Annotated in this window: 27 protein-coding genes; 23 read left to right on the forward strand and 4 right to left on the reverse strand. The window is 38.2% G+C overall.

Features of this window, described 5'->3' with window-relative positions:
• Positions 1–15 precede the first annotated feature (15 nt).
• From SanaruYs_RS08260 to SanaruYs_RS08285, 6 genes are all read left to right on the forward strand, one after another.
• Complete coding sequence (locus SanaruYs_RS08260) at positions 16–744, forward strand: LytR/AlgR family response regulator transcription factor (protein ID WP_127122085.1); 729 nt, start codon at positions 16–18, stop codon at positions 742–744.
• 175 nt (positions 745–919) lie between these two features.
• On the forward strand, positions 920–1,177 hold the full coding sequence (gene rbp, locus SanaruYs_RS08265) for an RNA-binding regulator (RefSeq protein WP_127122086.1): 258 nt from the start codon (positions 920–922) through the stop codon (positions 1,175–1,177).
• A 103-nt stretch (positions 1,178–1,280) separates the two neighbouring features.
• Positions 1,281–2,744 carry an SLC13 family permease gene (locus SanaruYs_RS08270; RefSeq protein WP_127122087.1) on the forward strand — a complete coding sequence of 488 codons (1,464 nt, stop codon included), beginning with the start codon at positions 1,281–1,283 and terminating at the stop codon, positions 2,742–2,744.
• Positions 2,745–2,852: 108 nt separating this feature from the next.
• Positions 2,853–3,203 carry a DUF6249 domain-containing protein gene (locus SanaruYs_RS08275; protein WP_127122088.1) on the forward strand — a complete coding sequence of 117 codons (351 nt, stop codon included), beginning with the start codon at positions 2,853–2,855 and terminating at the stop codon, positions 3,201–3,203.
• Positions 3,204–3,243: 40 nt separating this feature from the next.
• On the forward strand, positions 3,244–3,792 hold the full coding sequence (locus tag SanaruYs_RS08280) for an RNA polymerase sigma factor (protein ID WP_127122089.1): 549 nt from the start codon (positions 3,244–3,246) through the stop codon (positions 3,790–3,792).
• Between the two features lie 5 nt (positions 3,793–3,797).
• Positions 3,798–4,322: a hypothetical protein gene (locus SanaruYs_RS08285; protein WP_127122090.1), complete on the forward strand. Its 525-nt coding sequence runs from the start codon at positions 3,798–3,800 to the stop codon at positions 4,320–4,322.
• Between the two features lie 215 nt (positions 4,323–4,537).
• Here SanaruYs_RS08285 and SanaruYs_RS08290 read toward each other — a convergent pair whose 3' ends face one another.
• Positions 4,538–4,816, reverse strand: a complete 279-nt coding sequence (locus SanaruYs_RS08290; protein ID WP_127122091.1) for a hypothetical protein — start codon at positions 4,814–4,816, stop codon at positions 4,538–4,540.
• A gap of 102 nt (positions 4,817–4,918) precedes the next feature.
• Positions 4,919–6,226 (reverse strand): adenosylhomocysteinase, encoded by a 1,308-nt coding sequence (gene ahcY, locus SanaruYs_RS08295; RefSeq protein WP_127122092.1) that lies wholly within the window; start codon positions 6,224–6,226, stop codon positions 4,919–4,921.
• Positions 6,227–6,344: 118 nt separating this feature from the next.
• On the opposite strand from ahcY, the gene SanaruYs_RS08300 reads away from it, so the two are divergent.
• Positions 6,345–7,046, forward strand: coding sequence for a DsbA family oxidoreductase (locus tag SanaruYs_RS08300; protein ID WP_127122093.1), 702 nt, complete (start codon positions 6,345–6,347; stop codon positions 7,044–7,046).
• A 129-nt stretch (positions 7,047–7,175) separates the two neighbouring features.
• On the opposite strand, the gene SanaruYs_RS08305 is transcribed toward SanaruYs_RS08300, so the two are convergent.
• Entirely contained in the window at positions 7,176–7,931 is a 756-nt protein-coding gene (locus SanaruYs_RS08305) for a biotin--[acetyl-CoA-carboxylase] ligase (protein ID WP_160118615.1), read from the reverse strand.
• A gap of 54 nt (positions 7,932–7,985) precedes the next feature.
• On the opposite strand from SanaruYs_RS08305, the gene rsfS reads away from it, so the two are divergent.
• From rsfS to SanaruYs_RS08375, 14 genes are all read left to right on the forward strand, one after another.
• The gene (gene rsfS, locus SanaruYs_RS08310; protein ID WP_127122095.1) at positions 7,986–8,363 is read left to right on the forward strand and encodes a ribosome silencing factor; all 378 of its coding nucleotides are present in this window, start codon (positions 7,986–7,988) and stop codon (positions 8,361–8,363) included.
• Positions 8,364–8,413: 50 nt separating this feature from the next.
• Entirely contained in the window at positions 8,414–10,489 is a 2,076-nt protein-coding gene (gene ftsH / locus SanaruYs_RS08315; protein WP_127122096.1) for an ATP-dependent zinc metalloprotease FtsH, read from the forward strand.
• 547 nt (positions 10,490–11,036) lie between these two features.
• Positions 11,037–11,546, forward strand: a complete 510-nt coding sequence (locus tag SanaruYs_RS08320; RefSeq protein WP_127122097.1) for a hypothetical protein — start codon at positions 11,037–11,039, stop codon at positions 11,544–11,546.
• The gene (locus tag SanaruYs_RS08325; RefSeq protein WP_127122098.1) at positions 11,546–12,199 is read left to right on the forward strand and encodes a hypothetical protein; all 654 of its coding nucleotides are present in this window, start codon (positions 11,546–11,548) and stop codon (positions 12,197–12,199) included. Before SanaruYs_RS08320 ends, SanaruYs_RS08325 begins: the two co-directional genes overlap by 1 nt.
• The gene (locus SanaruYs_RS08330; RefSeq protein WP_127122099.1) at positions 12,178–12,954 is read left to right on the forward strand and encodes a sensor histidine kinase; all 777 of its coding nucleotides are present in this window, start codon (positions 12,178–12,180) and stop codon (positions 12,952–12,954) included. The genes SanaruYs_RS08325 and SanaruYs_RS08330 overlap by 22 nt, the downstream gene beginning before the upstream one ends.
• Before the next feature lie 4 nt (positions 12,955–12,958).
• On the forward strand, positions 12,959–13,657 hold the full coding sequence (locus SanaruYs_RS08335; protein WP_160118616.1) for a response regulator: 699 nt from the start codon (positions 12,959–12,961) through the stop codon (positions 13,655–13,657).
• 130 nt (positions 13,658–13,787) lie between these two features.
• Positions 13,788–14,378 carry an NUDIX hydrolase gene (locus SanaruYs_RS08340; RefSeq protein WP_127122101.1) on the forward strand — a complete coding sequence of 197 codons (591 nt, stop codon included), beginning with the start codon at positions 13,788–13,790 and terminating at the stop codon, positions 14,376–14,378.
• Between the two features lie 138 nt (positions 14,379–14,516).
• A complete protein-coding gene (locus SanaruYs_RS08345; protein WP_218022403.1) occupies positions 14,517–15,161 on the forward strand; it encodes a DUF2589 domain-containing protein in 645 nt (214 codons plus the stop codon).
• A gap of 69 nt (positions 15,162–15,230) precedes the next feature.
• Positions 15,231–15,845 carry a DUF2589 domain-containing protein gene (locus SanaruYs_RS08350; protein WP_127122102.1) on the forward strand — a complete coding sequence of 205 codons (615 nt, stop codon included), beginning with the start codon at positions 15,231–15,233 and terminating at the stop codon, positions 15,843–15,845.
• A gap of 18 nt (positions 15,846–15,863) precedes the next feature.
• Complete coding sequence (locus SanaruYs_RS08355) at positions 15,864–16,076, forward strand: hypothetical protein (protein ID WP_127122103.1); 213 nt, start codon at positions 15,864–15,866, stop codon at positions 16,074–16,076.
• Between the two features lie 10 nt (positions 16,077–16,086).
• The gene (locus SanaruYs_RS08360; protein WP_127122104.1) at positions 16,087–16,701 is read left to right on the forward strand and encodes a hypothetical protein; all 615 of its coding nucleotides are present in this window, start codon (positions 16,087–16,089) and stop codon (positions 16,699–16,701) included.
• Positions 16,702–17,185: 484 nt separating this feature from the next.
• Complete coding sequence (locus SanaruYs_RS08365; protein WP_127122105.1) at positions 17,186–17,797, forward strand: HAD family hydrolase; 612 nt, start codon at positions 17,186–17,188, stop codon at positions 17,795–17,797.
• A 58-nt stretch (positions 17,798–17,855) separates the two neighbouring features.
• A complete protein-coding gene (rlmF, locus tag SanaruYs_RS08370) occupies positions 17,856–18,836 on the forward strand; it encodes a 23S rRNA (adenine(1618)-N(6))-methyltransferase RlmF (RefSeq protein ID WP_127122106.1) in 981 nt (326 codons plus the stop codon).
• Positions 18,837–18,936: 100 nt separating this feature from the next.
• Positions 18,937–19,515, forward strand: a complete 579-nt coding sequence (locus SanaruYs_RS08375; RefSeq protein WP_127122107.1) for a Crp/Fnr family transcriptional regulator — start codon at positions 18,937–18,939, stop codon at positions 19,513–19,515.
• On the opposite strand, the gene SanaruYs_RS08380 is transcribed toward SanaruYs_RS08375, so the two are convergent.
• Entirely contained in the window at positions 19,512–19,922 is a 411-nt protein-coding gene (locus SanaruYs_RS08380; RefSeq protein WP_127122108.1) for a DUF6326 family protein, read from the reverse strand. The genes SanaruYs_RS08375 and SanaruYs_RS08380 overlap by 4 nt on opposite strands.
• A 309-nt stretch (positions 19,923–20,231) precedes the next feature.
• Here SanaruYs_RS08380 and SanaruYs_RS08385 point away from each other — a divergent pair, with 309 nt between their 5' ends.
• Positions 20,232–20,552, forward strand: a complete 321-nt coding sequence (locus SanaruYs_RS08385) for an ArsR/SmtB family transcription factor (protein ID WP_127122109.1) — start codon at positions 20,232–20,234, stop codon at positions 20,550–20,552.
• Positions 20,549–21,523, forward strand: a complete 975-nt coding sequence (locus tag SanaruYs_RS08390; protein WP_127122110.1) for an SRPBCC domain-containing protein — start codon at positions 20,549–20,551, stop codon at positions 21,521–21,523. Before SanaruYs_RS08385 ends, SanaruYs_RS08390 begins: the two co-directional genes overlap by 4 nt.
• Positions 21,524–21,532 lie beyond the last annotated feature (9 nt).

Below are 21,532 nucleotides of genomic sequence, written 5' to 3' on the forward strand. Positions count from 1 at the left end.
TATTACCTTTACCTTGTGATTACTGCCATTCTTGTAGACGATGAAATAAATGTGCGAAGCCTCCTTCGTATGTTACTCAAAGAGCACTGCCCTGAAGTTGAAATTCTGGCTGAATGTGGCGATCTGCCCGAAGCAATAAGAACCATAAGAAAGGAGAAACCAAATCTGGTGTTTCTTGATATAGAGATGCCAGGACACAGCGGTTTGGAATTATTGGATTTCTTTAATGACGAAGATGTAGACTTCCATATCATTTTTACAACTGCCTATAGCGAATATGCCGTACAAGCATTTGATCTTTCGGCCGTAGGTTACCTGCTAAAACCAATAAAGGCTGAGAAACTAAGAGACACGATTGAGCGTTATAAAAAACTTGAAAAGAAAAACACAACTGAACTAACTCAATTAAGGCACAATCTACAGCATACTGAAAATAAAAGAATCACCCTTATCACTAAATACAGAACCTACTTTGTAGAACTCAATAATATCATGTTCATTAAAGGTGAGGGCGCCTATTCAGAGTTTAACCTGAGTGGTGGAGAAAAGGTATTGGTTAGCAAAAACCTGAAGCACTATGAAGATATGCTTGTAGTTGACAAGCGCTTTGTTAGAATTTCTAAGCAAAGCATTATTAACAAAGACTATTTATTAGAAATCTCGAAAAATAGCGGGCACCATGTAATACTAAAAAATAATGTAAGTCTGGCCATTTCTCCTGACAAGGAACAACTGCTTTTTTAATTAGCAAAAGCCCGGCATTGGTGGTGTATCAGGCTGTTTTTAACTAAAAAAGGGTATTCATCGTCCCTCAATTAATCCTTTGTAATTCAAATATTTCATTATATTTGGTGAAGGAACAAGATTACGGCAACGGATTTTGAACCGTGTTTAATCATCACTTAATTATCTTTCTATCATGAACATTTTTGTTGCAAAGCTGAACTTCAAGACACGCAAGGAAGATTTACAAGCTGCTTTCGAACAGTTTGGAGAGGTTTCATCTGCGAAAATTGTATTGGATCGCGACACCAAACGCTCTAAGGGTTTTGGTTTTGTTGAAATGCCAAACGATAATGAAGCGCTTCAGGCTATTGCTGCGCTAAACGAAAAAGAGCTTGACGGCCGCGTTATCGTAGTAAAGCCAGCCAACCCTAAGCCAGCTAATAACTACTAATAGATTTTAGCCCCAAGGTATTATCAGTCCTTCTGCCCCACGGAAGGACTTTTTTATTTTACATGTGCGTCAGTGGTATATAAATACCTATTTTGTAACCGTGATGAACGCGACTACACGTTACAAACAGATTGGCTTCATAGCTGGCCCCCTTCTCTTTCTACTTATTTTTTGGCTGCTGCCTAGTCAATTTATTTCCCCAACAGCGCCCTTTGTAATTGCACTCATGGCTATGATGATTTGCTGGTGGATAAGCGAGGCCGCTCCTATTGCAGTCACGGCATTACTCCCACTCGTACTCTTTCCAGCATTCGGTGTAATGAACATGACCGAGTCAGCCATACCCTATGCCAACAGTTCTATCTTTTTATTCATGGGTGGTTTTATGATTGCACTCGGTCTTGAAAAACACAAACTGCATGAGCGTATAGCACTAAACCTGATTAAACTTACCGGTACTTCAGGTAATGGTATTATTCTCGGTTTTTCATTATCGACCGGTATACTAAGCATGTGGATTAGCAATACAGCCACTGCCATGATGATGTTACCCATTGCGGTTTCTGTAATTGAATTACTTAGAAAGGCCCGTAGTGCAGAAGGTGAAATCGCCTCTGATAAACAAGAACGCAATTTTGCCCTGGGGCTTCTGCTCTGTATCGGTTATATGGCGAGTATCGGTGGTATGGCAACTGTTATTGGCACTCCTCCCAATACAGTATTTGCAGGTTTTACCAAACAGCTCTACAATAATGATATGGAATTTGGCAAATGGATGCTGATCGGTTTACCAGTAGCCATTCTGTTAGGAACTTCCTGCTACCTCTTTATTGTACACCTACTCTATCCAAATCGTTTGAAACAGGTGCAGGGTTCTGACTTTCTTATTCAGCAGAGATTAAGCGGTTTGGGTAAGCTAAGCCTGGCGGAAAAGCGCGTGCTTATTGTATTTGTACTTACAGCCTCGGGCTGGATATTACAACTGCCCATTAATCAATTGTTGGGAAAAGAAATACTTAATGATACCAATGTGGCCATGTGTGGCGGCCTGCTCATGTTTTTGGTTCCGACTAATTTTGCCAAACATGAGTTTCTATTACACTGGGACGACACCAAACGCTTACCCTGGTCTATATTGCTTCTTTTTGGTGGGGGAATTTGTCTGGCTAAAGGGATGGAAAGCACAGGCATAATTACAACAATTGGCGAAACAATCTCTTCTGCTAACCATATCAGTAAGTGGGCTTTGTTACTGGGAATTATTACACTTACAGTAGTGCTTACCGAATTGATGAGTAATGTAGCACTTGTCACTATTTTTATCCCGGTGGTGTTTGCTGTAGCAGAGGGTTTCGATATGAACCCAATACTACTTGGCCTGCCCGTAACTTTTGCGGCCAGTTCAGGCTATATGTTCCCAATTTCAACACCACCTAATGCTATTGTATTTGCCAGTGGCCATATTAAAATGAAGGATATGATTAAGGCAGGGCTAATTTTAGACCTGGCTTCAATTATTATCATTTTCTTACTATGCTGGGCATTTCTGGACAAGATAAACTTATAGCTCGAGGCTAGAAGCTCGAAGCTATATGTAAAAAAACAATTGTAATTGCCCTGTAACCTGAGTTAAAAACCCTGCGTCATAGGGGCAAATTCACTTAAATAAAGTTTTATGGCAACCGAAGTAATTGCAGTATTCATTCCCATCATCTCTGTTATTTGTATTGTAATCATGATCATGTATCTGCGTAAGCAAGAAAATGTTGAGCGATTGGCAATGATTGAAAAAGGCGTAAGCCCAGAGTTTTTTAACATCAAAAAGATGCGCAACACCTCCTTTCCGCTTCGCGCTTCTCTTCTTTTAATTGGTGTGGGCTTGGGCTTGTTCTTTGGCTACTTTCTTGATATGCACTATCACATGGAGGAAGTTGGCTATTTCGCTATGCTCTTTATACTTGGCGGTGCCGGCCTAGGTTTGGCTTACATTGTAGAAGAGAAAAAGCAAAAAGAGGAAAGTAAATAATCAAAGTCTGAAGCAATAATGTTAAATTGTTTTAGTTGACATGATTAACGATCCGGATTTAGGACTTATTATTCGCATACTAGCGGGAGAACAACACCTATATGCGCAACTAGTGAATAAGCATAAGAGCTATGTTTATTCGCTGGCGTTACGCGTGCTGGAAAATAAGTCTGATGCTGAAGAAGCTGCTCAGGATGCTTTTGTAAAGGCCTTTAAATACCTGGCTGGGTTTAACCGTGATGCTAAATTTTCTACATGGCTATACCGCATTGTTTTCAATACCGCCATCAGTTATAAGCGTAAGCAAAAAGTTAAGATGCAGAGCATTGACAACGTGCACATTGGCTACCACCAGGATGCTTTGGAGAAAAATGACAAGAAGCGTTTTATTGAAGAAGCCATTGCCAAACTAAATGAAGCTGATCGAGTAGCGATAACGTTATTCTACCTACAGGAATTTTCTTTGGAAGAAATAGCAGATATTACTAACACCCCCGCCAACACGGTAAAGGTGAGAATACACAGAGCCAGACACAGACTGGCTGAGGAACTAAAAGGAATATTACACCAAGAAGCTCTATCTTTGTAAAAGAAATGAAAAAGGATTTCAACGATAGCGATCAAAAACTTTTCGACTACCTGGATGGTCTCATGACTATTGAGGAAAAAAAATTGTTTGAAGAAAGTATGCGTCAGTCACCTCTTCTCCAAAAAATGGTGGAAGAGCAGCGCTTACTTGAAGGCAGCTTAAAGACACTGCGCCTGACAGAACCTTCGCCCTCTTTTACTAACAATGTAATGAGCAGGATTAAGGAATCACCGCAGAGCTACACATTATCTATGCGCAATGGTATTCTTTTATTAGTTGGTGTAATAGTGGTTTCTTTTCTGGCAGTAATGCTGGTGCAATCAGGAGTGTTTGATGGATCTACTGCATTGAATATGAACAATGAGACAGGATTAGTTGGCAAATACATTAAACAACCTTTGCCAAGTGTATCTATTAGCGGTAAATGGATTGTGAATATTATAGTACTCATTAATATGGTACTGGGCTTTATTATCTTAGATCGTGCTGTATTACGCCCATTCTTCGAACGTAGAATGAGGCATTCTTAAATTCAGTTAACAAAGGACAATTGATAGTGGTCAATTTGCGAATGATAATCTAAAGTCTTCATGTCAATATAAAGAAGAAATTTACTTCTGTATACAATGCGTACCAAGATGGTTTATTTAAATGATCTTGGTTTCATTGTCAAATCACCAAATTCACAAATCTTCAAATCAATCATCACATCAACTAATCAACTAATCAACGAATCAGCACATTATCAAAGGTCTTCTTTCTTCGGCATCGGACATTCAATCTTCCAGTCTTTGGCCAATGGAATTTCGCCATCCATTACTTTTTTAATTACATCATCCTTCTTGCGTCTGCAACCAATATCTACGTAGCGGAACTTACCACCATCAACCAAAAAATTATAGTGACATTCATTTTTTGCCTTCAATACCTTTTGGCAAACAAATTCGGTATTTGACTGACGACTTGTAAAACCAGTTGCTACCATTACACAGGCAAGCAGTACAATTGTTATAATTTTTTTCATGGGTCTTTGTTTTATACAAAAATAACAGAATAAAAAAACCTTGCACATGTTGTGCAAGGTCTTTCTTTGAAATGCTCTTTATTCAGTTGAATGAATAAATGCCTAGTAACGGTAGTAATCAGGCTTGAATGGTCCTGCTACTTCCACGCCAATGTAATCTGCCTGATCTTTGCTAAGAATATCCAAATCCACACCGATTTTCTTCAAGTGTAAACGTGCAACTTTCTCATCTAAGTGCTTAGGCAACATGTATACTTTATTCTCATACTTACCCACGTTGTTCCATAACTCAAGTTGAGCCAACGTTTGATTAGTAAATGAGTTAGACATTACGAATGAAGGGTGACCTGTAGCACAACCCAAATTCACTAAACGGCCTTCAGCCAATAAAATGATTTGGTTGCCATTGCTAAGTTGCACTAAATCTACCTGAGGTTTAACAGTATCCCATGTACCATTCTTGCGTAACCAAGCAACATCAATTTCATTATCGAAGTGACCAATGTTACACACGATTGTATTGTTTTTCATTTTTAAAAAATGACGGCTTACCACGATGTCGCGGTTACCAGTAGTGGTTACCACAATATCAACCTCACCTACAACATCGTCCATTTTCTTAACAGCAAATCCATCCATTGCAGCTTGTAAGGCACAGATCGGATCAATCTCTGTTACAATCACGCGGCAACCTGCACCACGCAAAGAGGCAGCAGATCCTTTACCCACATCACCATAACCGGCAACAACAGCAACTTTACCAGCCATCATCACATCGGTAGCCCTGCGGATAGCATCTACCAATGATTCCTTACAGCCGTACTTGTTGTCAAATTTAGATTTAGTAACAGAGTCATTAATGTTAATAGCGGGAAGAGGTAACGTTCCTTTGTTAGCGCGCTCTTGCAGGCGGTGAACTCCAGTAGTAGTTTCTTCAGAAATACCACGGATATCCTTTACTAACTCAGGATAGCGATCTAAAACCATATTGGTTAAATCACCACCATCATCCAAAATCATATTCAAAGCCTTACCATCTTTAAAGGCATGCAAAGTTTGTTCAATACACCAGTCGAACTCCTCTTCGTTCATACCCTTCCAGGCATAAACAGGAATACCTGCAGCAGCAATAGCCGCAGCAGCGTGATCTTGTGTAGAGAAGATATTACAAGAAGACCAGGTAACTTCTGCACCCAGTTCAACTAAAGTTTCAATCAAAACAGCCGTTTGAATGGTCATGTGTAAACATCCCGCGATTCTGGCATCCTTTAAAGGCTTTTGCTTACCAAATTCATCGCGTAATGCCATAAGTCCAGGCATTTCTGCTTCAGCCAATTTTATTTCTTTACGGCCCCATTCGGCCAGTGAAAGGTCTTTAACCTTAAATTTTGCTTTTGAATCAACTATCATTTGTTGTTTTATTTGATGATTTTCAAGATAATCTACAAAGATAATACAAAGCCAGTATTGCCCAAACTGTTGAACTAATCCAGGTGTTCAACTGTTTAATGGCAAAAGTTGTAATTGGATGAATAAGATTGAAATGCTCAACAAAACCACTGTTAAAATTGATGTAGTCTCTGACGTTGTGTGCCCTTGGTGCTATATAGGCAAGCGTAGACTTGAGAAAGCCATAGAAGATTTGTCAGACAAATACAATTTCGAAATAACCTACCACCCCTTTGAGCTAAACCCTTCAATGCCTTTGGAAGGTGCCAACCAAAAAGAGTATTTAACTAAAAAGTTTGGTGATCAAGCTCGCTACCAACAAATAACAAAGCAAGTCACCGATGTAGCGGCTACTGAAGGGCTAAACTTCAACTTTGATAAGCAATTGGTTTCGCCTAACACACGAGATGCCCATCGCATTATTGAACTCGCACGAAAAGAAGGCAAGCAATTAGCAGTTAAGGAAGCTTTTCTTAAAGCATATTTTACTGATGGTGTTGACCTTTCAAAACAAGAAAATCTAATTAAAGTAGGCAGTAGTGTTGGACTTGATGCTGAAAAAATAAAAACACTTTTAGCTGGGGATGAAGGATTGGCAGAAGTAGAATTGGCCGAAGCAGAAATGCAGAAGTTGGGTGTAAGTGGTGTGCCTTTTTATATTATTGATAGTAAGTATGGCATAAGTGGTGCGCAGCCTTCAGATACATTTAAGCAAGCCATTGAAGAGATCGGAAGTAAAATAGCCGCGACAGGTGAGGCTTGTGATGTGAGTGGATGCTAGATGTTCGAAGCTAGATGTTGGAGGCTGGATGTTAGATGTTAGAAAATAAGGATTTGTATTAGATTATTACAACCAAAACTACCAGCATGAAGCTTGTAGCCTGGAGCTTGAAACCACCATTAAAAGCTTCTACAAAAAACTAACTTCCTTCAAATCGAAACTCTCCATCCCCTGCTCAGTTTCTATTATCAATTTGCCCCATGCATCAATACCACGAATGATGCCTGTGAATTGTTGATCATTATGCAGATAATTAGCCGATTCATTAAGTTGAAAGAGGTTTTGGAGATAATCTCTTTTCAAAGTATCATGATGGCCATTACGCAGCATGAGGTAACGCGACTCTATGTGTGAGAGTAATAGAGCAAAGATTTCCTGTAAAGTGAAATCATGTTGTGCTACAAGACTCAGGGATGTGGCCGTGTGGAAGACAAAATCTTTCTGGTTAATGTTGAGTCCAATACCAATAACAGCAGATGATATGCTATCGCCCTGCAATTGGTTTTCGATCAGTATGCCACCCATTTTCTTACCACCAATAAGGATATCGTTGGGCCACTTAATTTGTGCTGGAATTGGTGACTGTGTCTTTAAAAAATCATATGTCGCCAGTGCAGTAACCATGGTCAGGTAGAACTGATCCTTTATAGCAAGAAATACTGGTTTTAAAATTATAGATAAAGTCAGGTTTTGTCCGGGTTCCGTCTGCCACTGATTACCCCTTTGTCCGCGACCGGCAGTCTGGCTATCTGTAACGACTATTGTACCCTCAACTGCTGCTGGCTGCTGCAAAAGCTTAATGGCCAGATCGTTAGTAGAGGTACAAGTAGGGACAAAGACTATCTTTTTTCCTATAAAAAGCGTGTTTTCTACGGTTTTATACACGGTTATTTTAAGTTAACTTTGCAAATTGTTCAAATCAAAATATAAATCTGCCGAATGGCTAAAAAAAGAAACGGAGCTGCCTCTGAAAAATTAAGCGAAATTATCGTGAAGGGCATGCAAGAGAAAAAAGCGAACGACATAGTTGTCATGGATTTGCGAAAGGTAAAAAATGCGGTGGCTGATTTCTTTGTGATTTGCTCCGGTAACAGCGACAAGCAATTGGACGCTATTGCCGATTCCGTTGATGTTGAGGTATATAAGGCTCTGAAAGAAAATCCCTGGCATTCTGAAGGTAAAAGCAATAAAGAGTGGGTACTTCTCGACTACATTGATGTAGTGGTGCATGTGTTCAGAAAAGACAAGCGCGAATTTTTTGCTTTGGAGCGACTATGGGGTGATGCAGAGATTACCGAAATAGAAGACAAGGCTTAGAACTAATAAAAGAGTTAATCGTTATTCACTTGACATCTAATTTTTAAAAAATGGCTTATAACAAGAAAGAGTCCGACAATCCAAACAATAAACCTCCCCTTATTCCTAAGGGAGGCGGCCCTAAAGGCAATTATCAGTTATGGGTAATCCTGGGCACTATTGCCTTGGTGATTGGACTCATGTACGTAAACAATGCTAACACGCTTAAAGAAACTGACATGCTAGAGTTTAAAAGCATGGTTAGTGCCCGCGATGTTAAAAAAGTTGTTTTAATCAAAAACCTCGAATACGTTGAAATTACGCTTAAGGCTGAAGCCCTTCAAAACACTAAATACAAATCAGAATTGGACGAGAATTCCATGGGTGTTACAGCCAATGGTCCACACTATAAACTCAACATCGGTTCAATCGAGGGTTTCGAAAAAGAGTTTCAGGAACTAAATGACAGACTGCCGGCTGCAGAAAAAATTGCTTATACCGTTGAAAAGCGTGATGATTACTTCAGCATATTTTTCAACTGGGGTTTGTTATTCCTAGTATTGATCGGTTTCTGGATGCTTATGCGCAGAATGACTGGCGGTGGTGGTCCAGGTGGTCAGATATTTAACATTGGAAAATCTAAGGCTGCTTTATTCGATGCTGACAACAAAGTGAAAATCACTTTCGCGGATGTAGCAGGTCTTGAAGAAGCAAAAGAAGAAATTAAAGAGATTGTTGACTTCCTAAAAACACCAGCTAAGTTTACAAAGCTTGGGGGTAAAATTCCCAAAGGTGCTTTATTAGTTGGCCCTCCGGGTACTGGTAAAACATTGTTAGCGAAAGCGGTTGCAGGTGAAGCGGGCGTGCCCTTCTTCTCCCTTTCAGGTTCTGACTTCGTAGAAATGTTTGTTGGTGTAGGTGCAGCACGTGTACGCGACTTATTCAAGCAAGCAAAAGAGAAAGCGCCTTGTATTGTATTTATTGATGAGATTGATGCCATAGGTCGCTCACGTGGTCGTGGTCAAATGCCAGGCGCAAATGACGAACGTGAAAACACCTTAAACTCATTACTTGTAGAGATGGATGGTTTCGCTACTGACTCTGGTGTTATTATTCTGGCGGCTACTAACCGTCCGGATGTATTAGACAGCGCTTTACTACGTCCGGGTCGTTTTGACAGACAGATTAGTATTGACAAACCAGATGTTGTAGGCCGTGAAGCTATTTTCAAAGTACACTTGAAACCTATTAAGTTAGATGCAAGTGTAGATGCGAAAAAACTCTCAGCTCAAACCCCTGGCTTTGCTGGTGCCGAAATTGCCAACGTATGTAATGAAGCTGCCTTGATTGCAGCACGAAGAGACAAGAAAGCAGTTGACATGCAAGACTTCCAGGATGCGATTGATCGCGTAATTGGGGGACTTGAAAAGAAAACAAAAATTATTTCTCCCGAAGAGAAAAAGATCGTTGCTTATCACGAAGCTGGTCACGCAGTAGCAGGTTGGTTCCTCGAGCATGCCGATCCTTTGGTGAAAGTAAGTATTGTACCTCGCGGTGTTGCCGCTTTGGGCTATGCCCAGTATTTGCCTAAGGAACAGTTCTTGTATCAGACAGAGCAGATGATTGATGGCATGTGTATGACTTTTGGTGGACGTGCCGCAGAAGACATCATCTTCGGTAAGATTTCAACAGGAGCACTCAGTGACTTGGAGCGCATAACTAAAATGGCGTACAGCATTGTTACTGTTTACGGAATGAACAGTGCGATTGGCAATATGTCTTTCTATGATTCTAAAGCATCTGAGTATAATTTCAACAAACCTTACTCAGAGGCAACAGCAGAAAAGATTGACATAGAGGTGAAGCGTATTATTGACGATGCCTATGAACGTACTAAGTCACTTTTATTAAAGCACAGAAATGAATTAGAGATACTAGCGAAAGAGTTGTTAGAAAAAGAGATTCTGTTCCAATCAGATTTAGAAAGATTAATTGGTAAACGTCCTTTTGAAAAGCTAACAACTTACCAGCAATTCACCAACGGAGACTTTGATAGAAAAACAGAAGTGACACCTGAAACAGAAACAGATAAACCAGTAGAACACGTACCTGCTGAAGAACCAAAGACTGAAACGCCTCTTACCTAATAGAAAGTATATAAAAAGTATATAATAAACCTAAAGGCGCTGATGAGGCGCCTTTTTTTATTAACACAATTCAAGTCTTTAAGTATAATCGATCAAACCAATACTGACTTCCCTTTAAATCTGGTGGTATATAAACTTATTAGAAGATTTAAAGATATCATAGGACGGAAGCCGGAAACATTAAAATTATGATAGCTTGTATATATAAATAATAAAAGATGACGCTTTTCCATATTACTGGAGTACATGGTTAAAACCAGTTATTTCAATATTCAAGTAGGTGAACATTCAAGCATGTTGTGTGCCACATCTTAAGCTATATAAGAACTTCTTGCATAAAACAATCTGCATGCTAATTGTGCTAAGATTCATAGGTAAAAGTACTTATTCTGAGTTTACAAAATTGACCTTACATCAAGTCTATATACTTGATTATCATCTAATTCAATAATATCCATTGATATTATTGTCGCACCTTAATTTTAAGGTATTCGATTTAACGAAATCTGATCTGTCTACATTGATTGTCAATAATACAAACCTTGCTATGACCAAATCTTTCACTACCGCTAACATTTTAAGTTGCTGTTTAATTGTTTTTGTTTGCTTTTGCTGCGAACAAAAAGAAAAACCGCAATGCGTTCTTCCCAAAAATGCTTTAGACACTGTTTCCATCGATAGTGCCTATGTTTCTATTAATAGATATAGTGAACTTGCAAAAAAGCACTTCGGAAAAGTTCCCATTGTTTCATACACAATACCAGGCATTGATCTACTTCAAGCAATGGGATATTCGCTACCAAAAGTAAATTCGATAACTCGAGACACGCTGGCAGTAAGAGTATATCTAGGCGTTAGTGCAGATAGCACTTTTAAACTGTTTATATCTGCTGTTCGTGGAGCCAGTTTTTGTAAGAATGAACCTGGCGTGGATGTACCCCTTTACAAAAAGAAACGATTCTCGGATGACATATCGGGAGAAGGCTATGTATTAGACTTTACTATGCCTTGTCCGGCAACGTGCGGGAACAGTATCTTCCATAATACTAATGATTGATGGCTGATCTTACAGAGAGTTTTATAAAATTTTCGTTCGTCCCGGTTATACTCATCGGAGTTTATACTGTTACGATTTATTTGCAATTGCCACTCATTTTAAAAGTTTTTGCACAGTATATATTTTTATCAGCTACAATTCAAGCAATCTCCACCCTATTATGGTATTTGAGAATTAACAATATGCCCTTGCTGCATCTTTACACAGCACTTGGTTTTATATTCTTGATGCGCTTTTATGCACTCTTACTTAAAGGATACATCGACTCCAGAATTATTTTCTGGTCAATAGCACTATTCGTTTTGTTTTCAATTGTAAACGCTATTTGGATAGAAGATATCTTTACATTTAATTCTACAAGCCTTACATTACAATCGATACTACTAATCATTATTTCGCTGTTTACATTTAACTTTTTATTGGATACTATAGGCAAAGAGCGATTCACAAACTTATCTAAAAGTTTTAATTGGATTAACTCAGGTATTTTCTTCTACAATTCTACAAGTCTTCTGATTTTTTACTTTGGAGACATGTTTTCAAGCCAATTCGATGTTACCCTAAATCGACTAACCTGGACTCTTCATGCCTTTTTTTCATTAGTGATGTATACCTGCTTTACAATAGGTTTATGGATCAGGCCTCACAAGTAACATTTCTATCAACACTGATCCCACTAATTGGAGTAATCATTATTATCTCTAGTGGTGTAATCATCCTTAATTATAATTTCAGAAAAAATGTTCATCAGCGGATTCTGGAAAAAGAAGAAATGAAATCGAAACATAAAGATGAGTTACTTCGATGGAGCATTCAGATTCAAGAAGATGAACGCAAAAGAATTTCAAACGATATGCATGATGAACTGGGAGCCTTACTTTCTATTTCATTAATGCTCTGTAAGAAAATTTCAGTCAATCAAGTTTATGATTCACATCATATAAACAACCTGATAGAGCTTTTATCCTCTTCACTCGCATCTACCAGAAGAATTTGTTACGAATTACTTCCGCCACACCTTGAACGATATGGTCTAATTGCAGCATTGGAGTCATTCCGTGATCAAATCAATAGTACAAATACAATTGATTTTGTGCTTAGTTATCCAACTAATTTTCCGCGATTACCCAGAGAAATTGAGCTAGGCATTTTCAGAATAATTGCGGAACAAACTACTAATACCATTAAACATGCAGAAGGAAATGTCATTCGTGTGTCTCTATGTTTAGAAAGTCAATTTCTAACATGTTACTATTCGGATAATGGAAAAGGTTTGGCTGAAGGATTGTTAACTAAAGGTCTGGGATTAAAAAGTATAGAGACAAGAACATCGTCCCTTGGTGGCACATTCAATATTATATCACAACAACCTGGATTTAACTCAAAAGTATCAATTCCAAATGATTGAAGTCATGATAGAATCAGAAAAAATTAAAATTGGATTAGTAGAAGATCAGTTTCTCTTTAGAAAAGGTATTCGAGCCATTCTCGAATCAAATCCAAAACTAACAGTTGTATTCGAAACAGGTGTGGGATATGACATAGACAGGCAATTAAACGAGCATTCAACTACCCCAGATGTCCTATTAGTAGACCTATGCTTGCCACAGGATAAAAATCATTATCCATATGGAGGCATGGAGGTTACTAAAACAGTGCGCTCTAAGTTTCCGGATATAAAGATCTTAATTCTTTCCGTTCATAATGAACATAATTTTATAGCCGATTTGATTCGTCATGGAGCACATGGTTACCTAATTAAAGATGCGGATCCTCAGGAAGTGATTGATGCTATTCTCGCTGTACATACAAGAGGTGCATTCATCAATAATTACACACTAAGCGCAATTCAGCAGTCAGAAGTAAAAATCATAAAAACCCAAAATAAGAACACACTAAAAAATAATGATGAGAAACTATCCAGGAGGGAAATTGAAATATTGCAACTGATTTGTGAACAAATGAAGACCGAAGAAATTGCCAACCGGCTTTTCATTAGCATAAAAACTGTAAACGGTCATAGAAACAATCTTTTACAAAAAACAGGAGCTAGAAATGCTGCTGGTCTGGTTACGTATGCAGTTAGGCACAGGCTTTATACAGTTGATTAAATGTTTCATTAATTAGCCCGCAATTACCTGAAAACAGATAAAAGTAACTGGTTTGCATTTCAGGTACTTTTACCCTTACAGTATTTTTTTTCTATACATAGTTTCGTTTATCAATAAACAATTAAAAACTATGGCACAAGTGTATGCATGCTTTCATGACGGGAAAGGTAATATCCTCGTCACAAAAAAAAATCTTAAAGGTTATTTCTTTCATAACAAAAACAAACCAGGCGGCACGATCATACCGAACGGTCAGCCATTAAATGGCGGAGGAGATTATTGTCTATCCGGTGGTGGATTAGAGGTACTAAACCCTATCGATGGTGCGCTTAAGGAGTTTTTGGAGGAAACGAATGTAGCCGTAAATCCGGCTATCTATAAGCCATCTCCTGAATATTACCATGCCGGAGAAGGTAGTAATGAATTCTATGGTGTTTATTTTCTAGCTCCTAACGGACTGGATGAAATTACAAAAGCTGTTACCGGCAACTTGCTTAAAGGCGCTGAAGCCGCCAATGCAGTAAAAGGTGGGTATAAGGGATCATACGATCAATTGCGTGAAGACTATAAGTATTGTCCTTCTGATAATGAACTCAATAGTGGATGTGCTATTGTAAACTTCGGTGACATCCCAAAATATTTCGTCAAAGGAAGTAGGACTACAGGTTGGTATTATGACATCGTTATGAATCTTATAAAGGTCTCTGCTCAAACCAGATAGAAATACCTGTTTTTAAAATCCAGTACTTCTATGCTTAAGGCTGAAAGTTTTTTGAATGTACTTCGACTCATCAAAAGCTTTTGAAATGCGGAAGCCGAAAAGCAATCAGAGTAGGCAAGATAAAAAACAACCAAAAATATGGCACAACAGGAACTTGTCTCCATGGCCCAATCCTTCACGGGGTTGCCCATGGAAGACTTAATCGGTGGTCCACTAAATGCAGCTGCCAAAGCTAATTCAGCAATGGCATTGACTCAAACAAAATTCATGCTCGACACTTGTTTTTCGTATGATACACAGACGAAAAACTATGCGCCTATCATGATTAAAATGTCGCTTACTAGAGGGGTTGTAACTCCGGGAGCTACTCCCGGAGCACCCCCCACTGTAACACCGATTGAAACAAAATTTGACTTACCCATTCTTACCATTATTCCGCTAAATTCTCTTGGCGTTGATGAAGTGGATATCAATTTTGAAATGGAAGTTAAATCAAGCTATGGTGAGGAAACCAGTCAGGAGCAGGAAAAAACTGTTTCTGTGGATACCTCTTGGGAGATTAAAGCAGGATGGGGTCCTGTGTCAGCTACTATAAAAGGTAGTGCAAGCTATGACTCCAAAGATTCGTCAAGCTTTAATACGCATTACGAGAAAAGTAACTCAGCAAAGTACACTGTACATGTTCATGCTGGTCAACTTCCACTTCCTAAAGGAGTGGAGACGATCATCAAGGCATTTACGCTGGCTATAGAGCCGTATACCATGCCTGAGCAAACACCTTAAGGTGAATATCGAATAGCCACCCGGCAACGGAATGGCTATTCCTTTTTTTAAATCTTAACATTATCACGAATGGCTAAAAAGGAGAATTATAAATACGAGTTTGCAGGATTGCCCATCTACGACATTATTGGCAAACCACTTATAGCTATTGCTAGGGCTCAGAACATGATGTCCAAGGAACAACTTCGAACAATGCTAGATGCATGTTTTAAATATCATAATGGTGCATATGAACCCATCATGCTAAAAATGGTTGTTACCCGATCATTTCTTGAACCAGCAACGAAACCCGGAAAAGGCCCAGAACTAAAAATGATTAGTACTGACTTCTTCTTGCCTATGATTACCATCTTTCCTATTAATGCGTTAGGCATTGAAAATGTGGACATAGATTTTAACGTAGAGATCACCTCTCAGTATATGGTTGATAAAGATGAGATTGATGAAGGAGGTGATAAAATAAGTGCCCAGCCCTCTTCCTTAGAATGTCTCGGGAAAATAACTAAAGGCCCGGGAGCTAGCGGTGAGGACCAAGAGCAGTCTTACGAAAACAATTCATCGTTTAGAATAGCGGTAGAGGCTGGAACTATGCCCCTGACTAAAGGCTTGCTAGAGATAATTAACATCTATACCAACGCCATTCAACCTATAGATACTTCACAAAAAAATCATCAAACCCTTTAAGAATTAAAAAATAATAAAATGACTGGAGAACAATCGATTCAGTGTCCGGTTTGTCAGACACCAATACTAATAGAATATAAAGCGCTGATTCAGGGAATGCGATTTACATGCGGTAATTGTAAGGCAAGTATTGGCATTGCATCTGAGGCTATTTCAGTGGCAAAAGAAACAATGAAGAAATACGATGAGCTAAAAACTCAATTCAGAGATGGTAAAAAAGTAAATAAATAAAAATATCGCTATGGTAAAGTTTGATCAATTCATCAATGTAATTCATTCAGCAGTACAGTCAGCCAATGAGGCACTGATGCAGGAGAATCTTAAATTATTAGAAACCTATTTTGAGGATGCGGATGAATCCCAAGAAATGAAGGCTTCACTTGATGAAGCGCTGGATTCGATAGAGAAAATTCTACAACAAACTAAACCAACCAGAGAGGTACTACAACAGGCTTTAAAGTCTTTTTCCGGAGCAAGAAAAGCTCTGGAAAATGAAGACAAACCAGGTACAACCAAGTTGGCTAAAAGTCTAAGAGCAAAAACAGTTGCGCTCCAGTTTCCTGAACAAAGTTCAAATGGAATAACCATGCGCAATGCCCATGTACCCTTAATAAGCCTGGTTCCTGTTACTATGGCTCAGGTTTCAGAAGTAAAATTCAAGACTCCGCTGGAGCTTCAGGTTGAAAATGATGAGCTTATTATTTCATTTTCTCCTACTGTTTCGGAGTCCAAAATTGAAAATCAACATACAGTCGCTTCAATTGAGATTACCATTACTCCACAAGCTAGCGCTGCTGGCCTAAAAGCTTTAATAAAAGGTTACGATAATCTGTTAAGAAGTCAAATTCCGAACTAAAAATCATGTAAATTAGTAACGGCTCTTCCATCTAATAAATGATTGAACACTCAAAAATCTACTATTAAGCAAAAAAAATAATCATATACTTAATATGAAAAGATAAGGCTTCTTGGTAGGTGTAAAACACTTAGCGATCTTGCTATTGTTTTTATGCATGGAAGGTCTCGTTAAAAAATACATACTCAACGTATTACTTCTTTCCTGTTCTTGTTGCAATTCAAATGTCTATTCATTTATACTAACTAAATAGTAACAATTGGAGATACGGTTAGTCAAAATTTATCCTTTTCTCATCTCTTGGGTTTTATAATGATCCATATCAGGTTTTACTCAATTCAATTTCAAAAGAAATTAGTAAAGTACATGTAAAAGGATACTATGTAAAAAATAGTATTTACTTTTGGTCATAAATTACGTAACCCACAAAACAGGTCTATTGATTTTATTATAATCAGACCAGTAATACTTAATTAATAAATAAATGAATCCTACTGGCTTTGAAAGATTGAACATTCTTGAAGAAATGACGAAAGGTGATTATGAAGCCTTTTTATATGATTGCGATGGAACGTTAGCGGCAAATATGATGGCACACAAGCTTGCCTACAAAGAAGTAGCTTCTAATTATGGTATTGATTTAGATATAAATATAATTGACGAAACAGCCGGTTGGCCAACCGTACTGGTTGCGAAAGAAATCGGTAAACGTTATCAGGTTAATTTACCAGATACCTTTGCCGCAGAAAAATCCTCTATATTCGTTAATAAGTATATTGAAAATACAGAGCCGGTAGACTTTGTTGTAGCACATTTAAAAAAACATGTTGGCCGAATTAAGATAGGTGTAGTATCCGGTGGTTCGCGTTCAACAGTTTCAAAAACACTTTCAGTATTGGGATTAACTGACCTTATTGATGTATTGGTGTGTGCAGGTGAAACGCCTCATGGAAAACCAGCTCCTGATCCTTTTTTAAAAGCCGCTTACGATCTCAGTGTTGATCCATTAAAGTGTATAGTATTTGAAGATGGCGAGCCAGGTACAAAAGCTGCTGAAGCTGCAGGTATGAAATGGATAAGAGTGGATAAAATATAAAAATTTACATTTAACTTACTGATCTCATAAAGTTGATTTGACAGAACTTAGCAGACCGATGCAAGCGAAAAAGAAAGAACATCCTAAAGAAAAAAAATCTCTGCATCCACGCAATAAACATCGGCAGCGTTACGATTTTCCAATGCTAATCAAATCCTGTCCTGAATTATCCGTCTTCGTTAGGTTAAACGAATTTAAGGATGATTCAATTGATTTTGCCGATCCGCAAGCAGTCATGATGTTGAACAAAGCATTGCTAAAACATTATTACAATATTAAATACTGGCAAATACCTTCTGGCTATTTGTGCCCGCCTATTCCAGGCAGAGCTGATTACATACATTACTTGGCTGATCTGTTGGCAGCATCCAATAAGGGAATCATTCCAATGGGGAATCAGATAAAATGTCTGGATATTGGTGTTGGCGCGAATTGCATCTACCCTATTATTGGCAATACAGAATATGGCTGGCATTTTACCGGATCAGATGTGGACCCCGAAGCCATAAAGGCTGCTACTGCAATCGTTGAAAAAAATGTCTCTCTACAAGGGAAAGTAGAACTACGTTTACAAAAGAATGCGAGTGATATTTTTAAAGGAATACTTCAACCAGATGACTATTTCGATGTTACTATCTGCAATCCACCTTTTCACTCATCATTGGAAGAAGCCCAGGCGGGAACACTTCGTAAATTGAGTAACCTTAATCACAAAAAAGTAAGCAAACCAACCTTAAACTTTGGTGGAAAAAGTAATGAATTATGGTGCGCAGGCGGAGAAGAAAGATTTATCCAAAAAATGATATTAGAAAGTAAGAACTTTGCTATTTCATGTTTTTGGTTTACCTCATTGGTTGCTAAATCCGATCACCTTAAAACCATTTATGCAGCGCTGGAAAAAGTACAAGCTGTTGAAGTTAAAACAATCACAATGGCACAAGGGAACAAGATAAGTCGATTTGTAGCATGGACATTTTTAGATCGGAAACAGCAGCTGAAGTGGGTTAAGGGAAGGTGGAGCATACAAGCCATAGTATAAACAAGGACAATCTCCGAGTTTTGCTATGTCGTAGTAAAATTCTACTTTCACGATCGTTACTTGAAAGGCAAGTGCCCTTACAAGAAAGTAATCTTACTTGATGCATCCACTTATTAAATACTTTTCAAGTTTTGCTGGTTTCACATCGGAAGAAGAGAAAACTATTCTTGATAGCATAATTGTTAAGCATTTCAAGAAAGGAGATATTGTTATTAAAGAAAATGATGCAGATGACACCACCTTCTTTGTGGTAAAGGGTTTAGTTAGACAATACAAAATACTGGAAGGAAACGATCTTACTATTAACTTCTTTGCAGAAAATGAGTGGATCATTTCTTTAAATTCTTTTAACGAAAATAAGACTACCGACCACTTTTTAATATGCCTTGAGGATACCGAACTTATTACGGGAAATGAAGAATCAGCTCAGGTACTTTTTAAAGTCTTCCCTCGGTTCGAAACCATTTCCAGAATCGTTATGGAAAAAACCTTTTCAGAAAAACAAAAGTTCCTGCATGCATTTCAAACAGATTCTCCTGAACAACGCTACCTAAATCTTGTAAAGAATAAACCTGATATACTACAACGCATATCTCAGTACTACATTGCCAGTTATTTGGGTATCACACCTGAATCATTAAGTCGGATCAGAAAAAGAATGACAACCAAAAAAAGTTAACTATTAACTTCAAAACTGCGCATTGATCTGAGCCATTTTACTCCTATAAAAATGATGTAAAGGGTTGTACTAATTTCAATAAGGGAAAAAAAAAGATAGTACTGGGTTGTGTTTCCTATAAACAATGTGAACATCATAACTATAGTCTTAATAAAACCAGCTACTACATTAAACCAGGCATTAACCCTTTCTTTCAATAATCTTGAAAGTAAAATCATAGCAATGGGAATCTCCATCAATATTCCCGCATAGAGTAAAAAGGCTTCGTCAATAACTAAACCCTCCACATTTCCAGTCAGGTATTGTGTAAGTAGGCTTGAATCCATCAACCCAATCAAGTCGCAATACAAATAATTGAAGGTGACAAACACCCAAAGTGTAGATAACAGAACCTTATTGTCTTTCATATGCTTATGGTTTCTTATGCGATCAAAATTAGGTGCTCACAAAGGCTTTCTCATTGACTATAGTCAATAAAGAAATCTTCTATCTGCCTCTACATGCAATGTCCCTTAGTTAAACCTCCATACTCATCCCCGCAACATGAAGTCAGACATACATTCTTAATATTAACTCAGCTAAATTTTCCTGCTTACTTCAGTAAAAACCTCGATTACCAATATTCTCCAGAAAAAATAAATGAAAACATTTTGAGAAACCGATCGGTTGCATATATATTTGCAACTGTTTAGTTTCACATTAATCATGAGTGGATTATGAGGAGAGATGTTTTTCAGGCCATTGCCGACCCAACAAGACGCGCCATTCTGTTATTGATTGCCGCACAAGCTATGACACCCAACAGCCTGGCTGAGCATTTTGATAGTAGTCGTCAGGCTATATCTAAGCACCTGCGTATTTTAACAGAATGTCAGCTCTTGGAGCAAGAGCAATCAGGTCGGGAAATTTATTATCAGCTCAATGCCGACAAAATGAAAGAAATAGACAAATGGCTTGACCAGTTTAGAAAAATCTGGGAAAGCCGCTTTTTACAACTTGATAAAGTATTAGCCAATCTTAAAACCAATAAGAAATGAACGCACACTTACAATTTGACTTTACCGTTAACAAAAAGAATAACACTATTGAAGTGAAAAGAGAATTTGCAGCCGATCTAGATTTAGTCTGGTCAGCCTGGACTGAAGCACAACTGCTCGACCAATGGTGGGCACCTAAGCCCTGGAAATGTGAAACAAAATCTATGAACTTCAAAGAAGGTGGCCGTTGGTTATATGCGATGGTAGGCCCTGATGGAGACAAGCAGTATTGTACGTTAGATTACGATAAGATTGTAAAACTAAAAAGCTTTTCTGGTATAGATGCTTTTTGTGATGAACATGGAAACATTAACACAACTAAACCAAGATCAACATGGAAAAATGTTTTTCATCAGCAAAAAGTAAATACTTTGGTTGAAATAGAAATAGGTTTTGAAACCCTGCGCGATCTGGAAACTATCATAGAAATGGGCTTCAAGGAGGGCTTTACTATGGGCTTGCAAAATCTGGATCAATACATTGAAGCACAATTCAAACTTAGAAATCAATATAAGAAAGATAACAAAACAAGGGTTTGTACTTACCTTAATTTCCCGGGTAATACAGAGGAAGCTTTTCTATTCTACAAATCTGTCTTTAAAACTGAATTCACCAATGGTGGCATTCAGCGTTTTGGCGATTTACCCTCAGTTGCCAATCAACCTCCTGTAGCTGAAAATGTTAAAAAAATGGTATTACATGTTGAGCTACCTATTATTGGTAATCATATTTTAATGGGTACCGATGCACCTAAAGAAATGGGCTTTACCGTGACGATTGGAAATAACATGCATATCTCGCTGGAACCAGAAAGCAGAGCTGAAGCTAAAAAAATCTTTGATGAACTTTCTGCTGGTGGTAATGTGAGCATGCCTTTACAGGATATGTTTTGGGGTGCCTATTTTGGTAGCTTCACCGACAAATACGGTATCAACTGGATGGTGAATTGTTTGATCAGGGAAACGACCTGACCTTAATAC

It is taken from the genome of Chryseotalea sanaruensis (assembly GCF_003990915.1).
Lineage (GTDB): Bacteria > Bacteroidota > Bacteroidia > Cytophagales > Cyclobacteriaceae > Chryseotalea > Chryseotalea sanaruensis.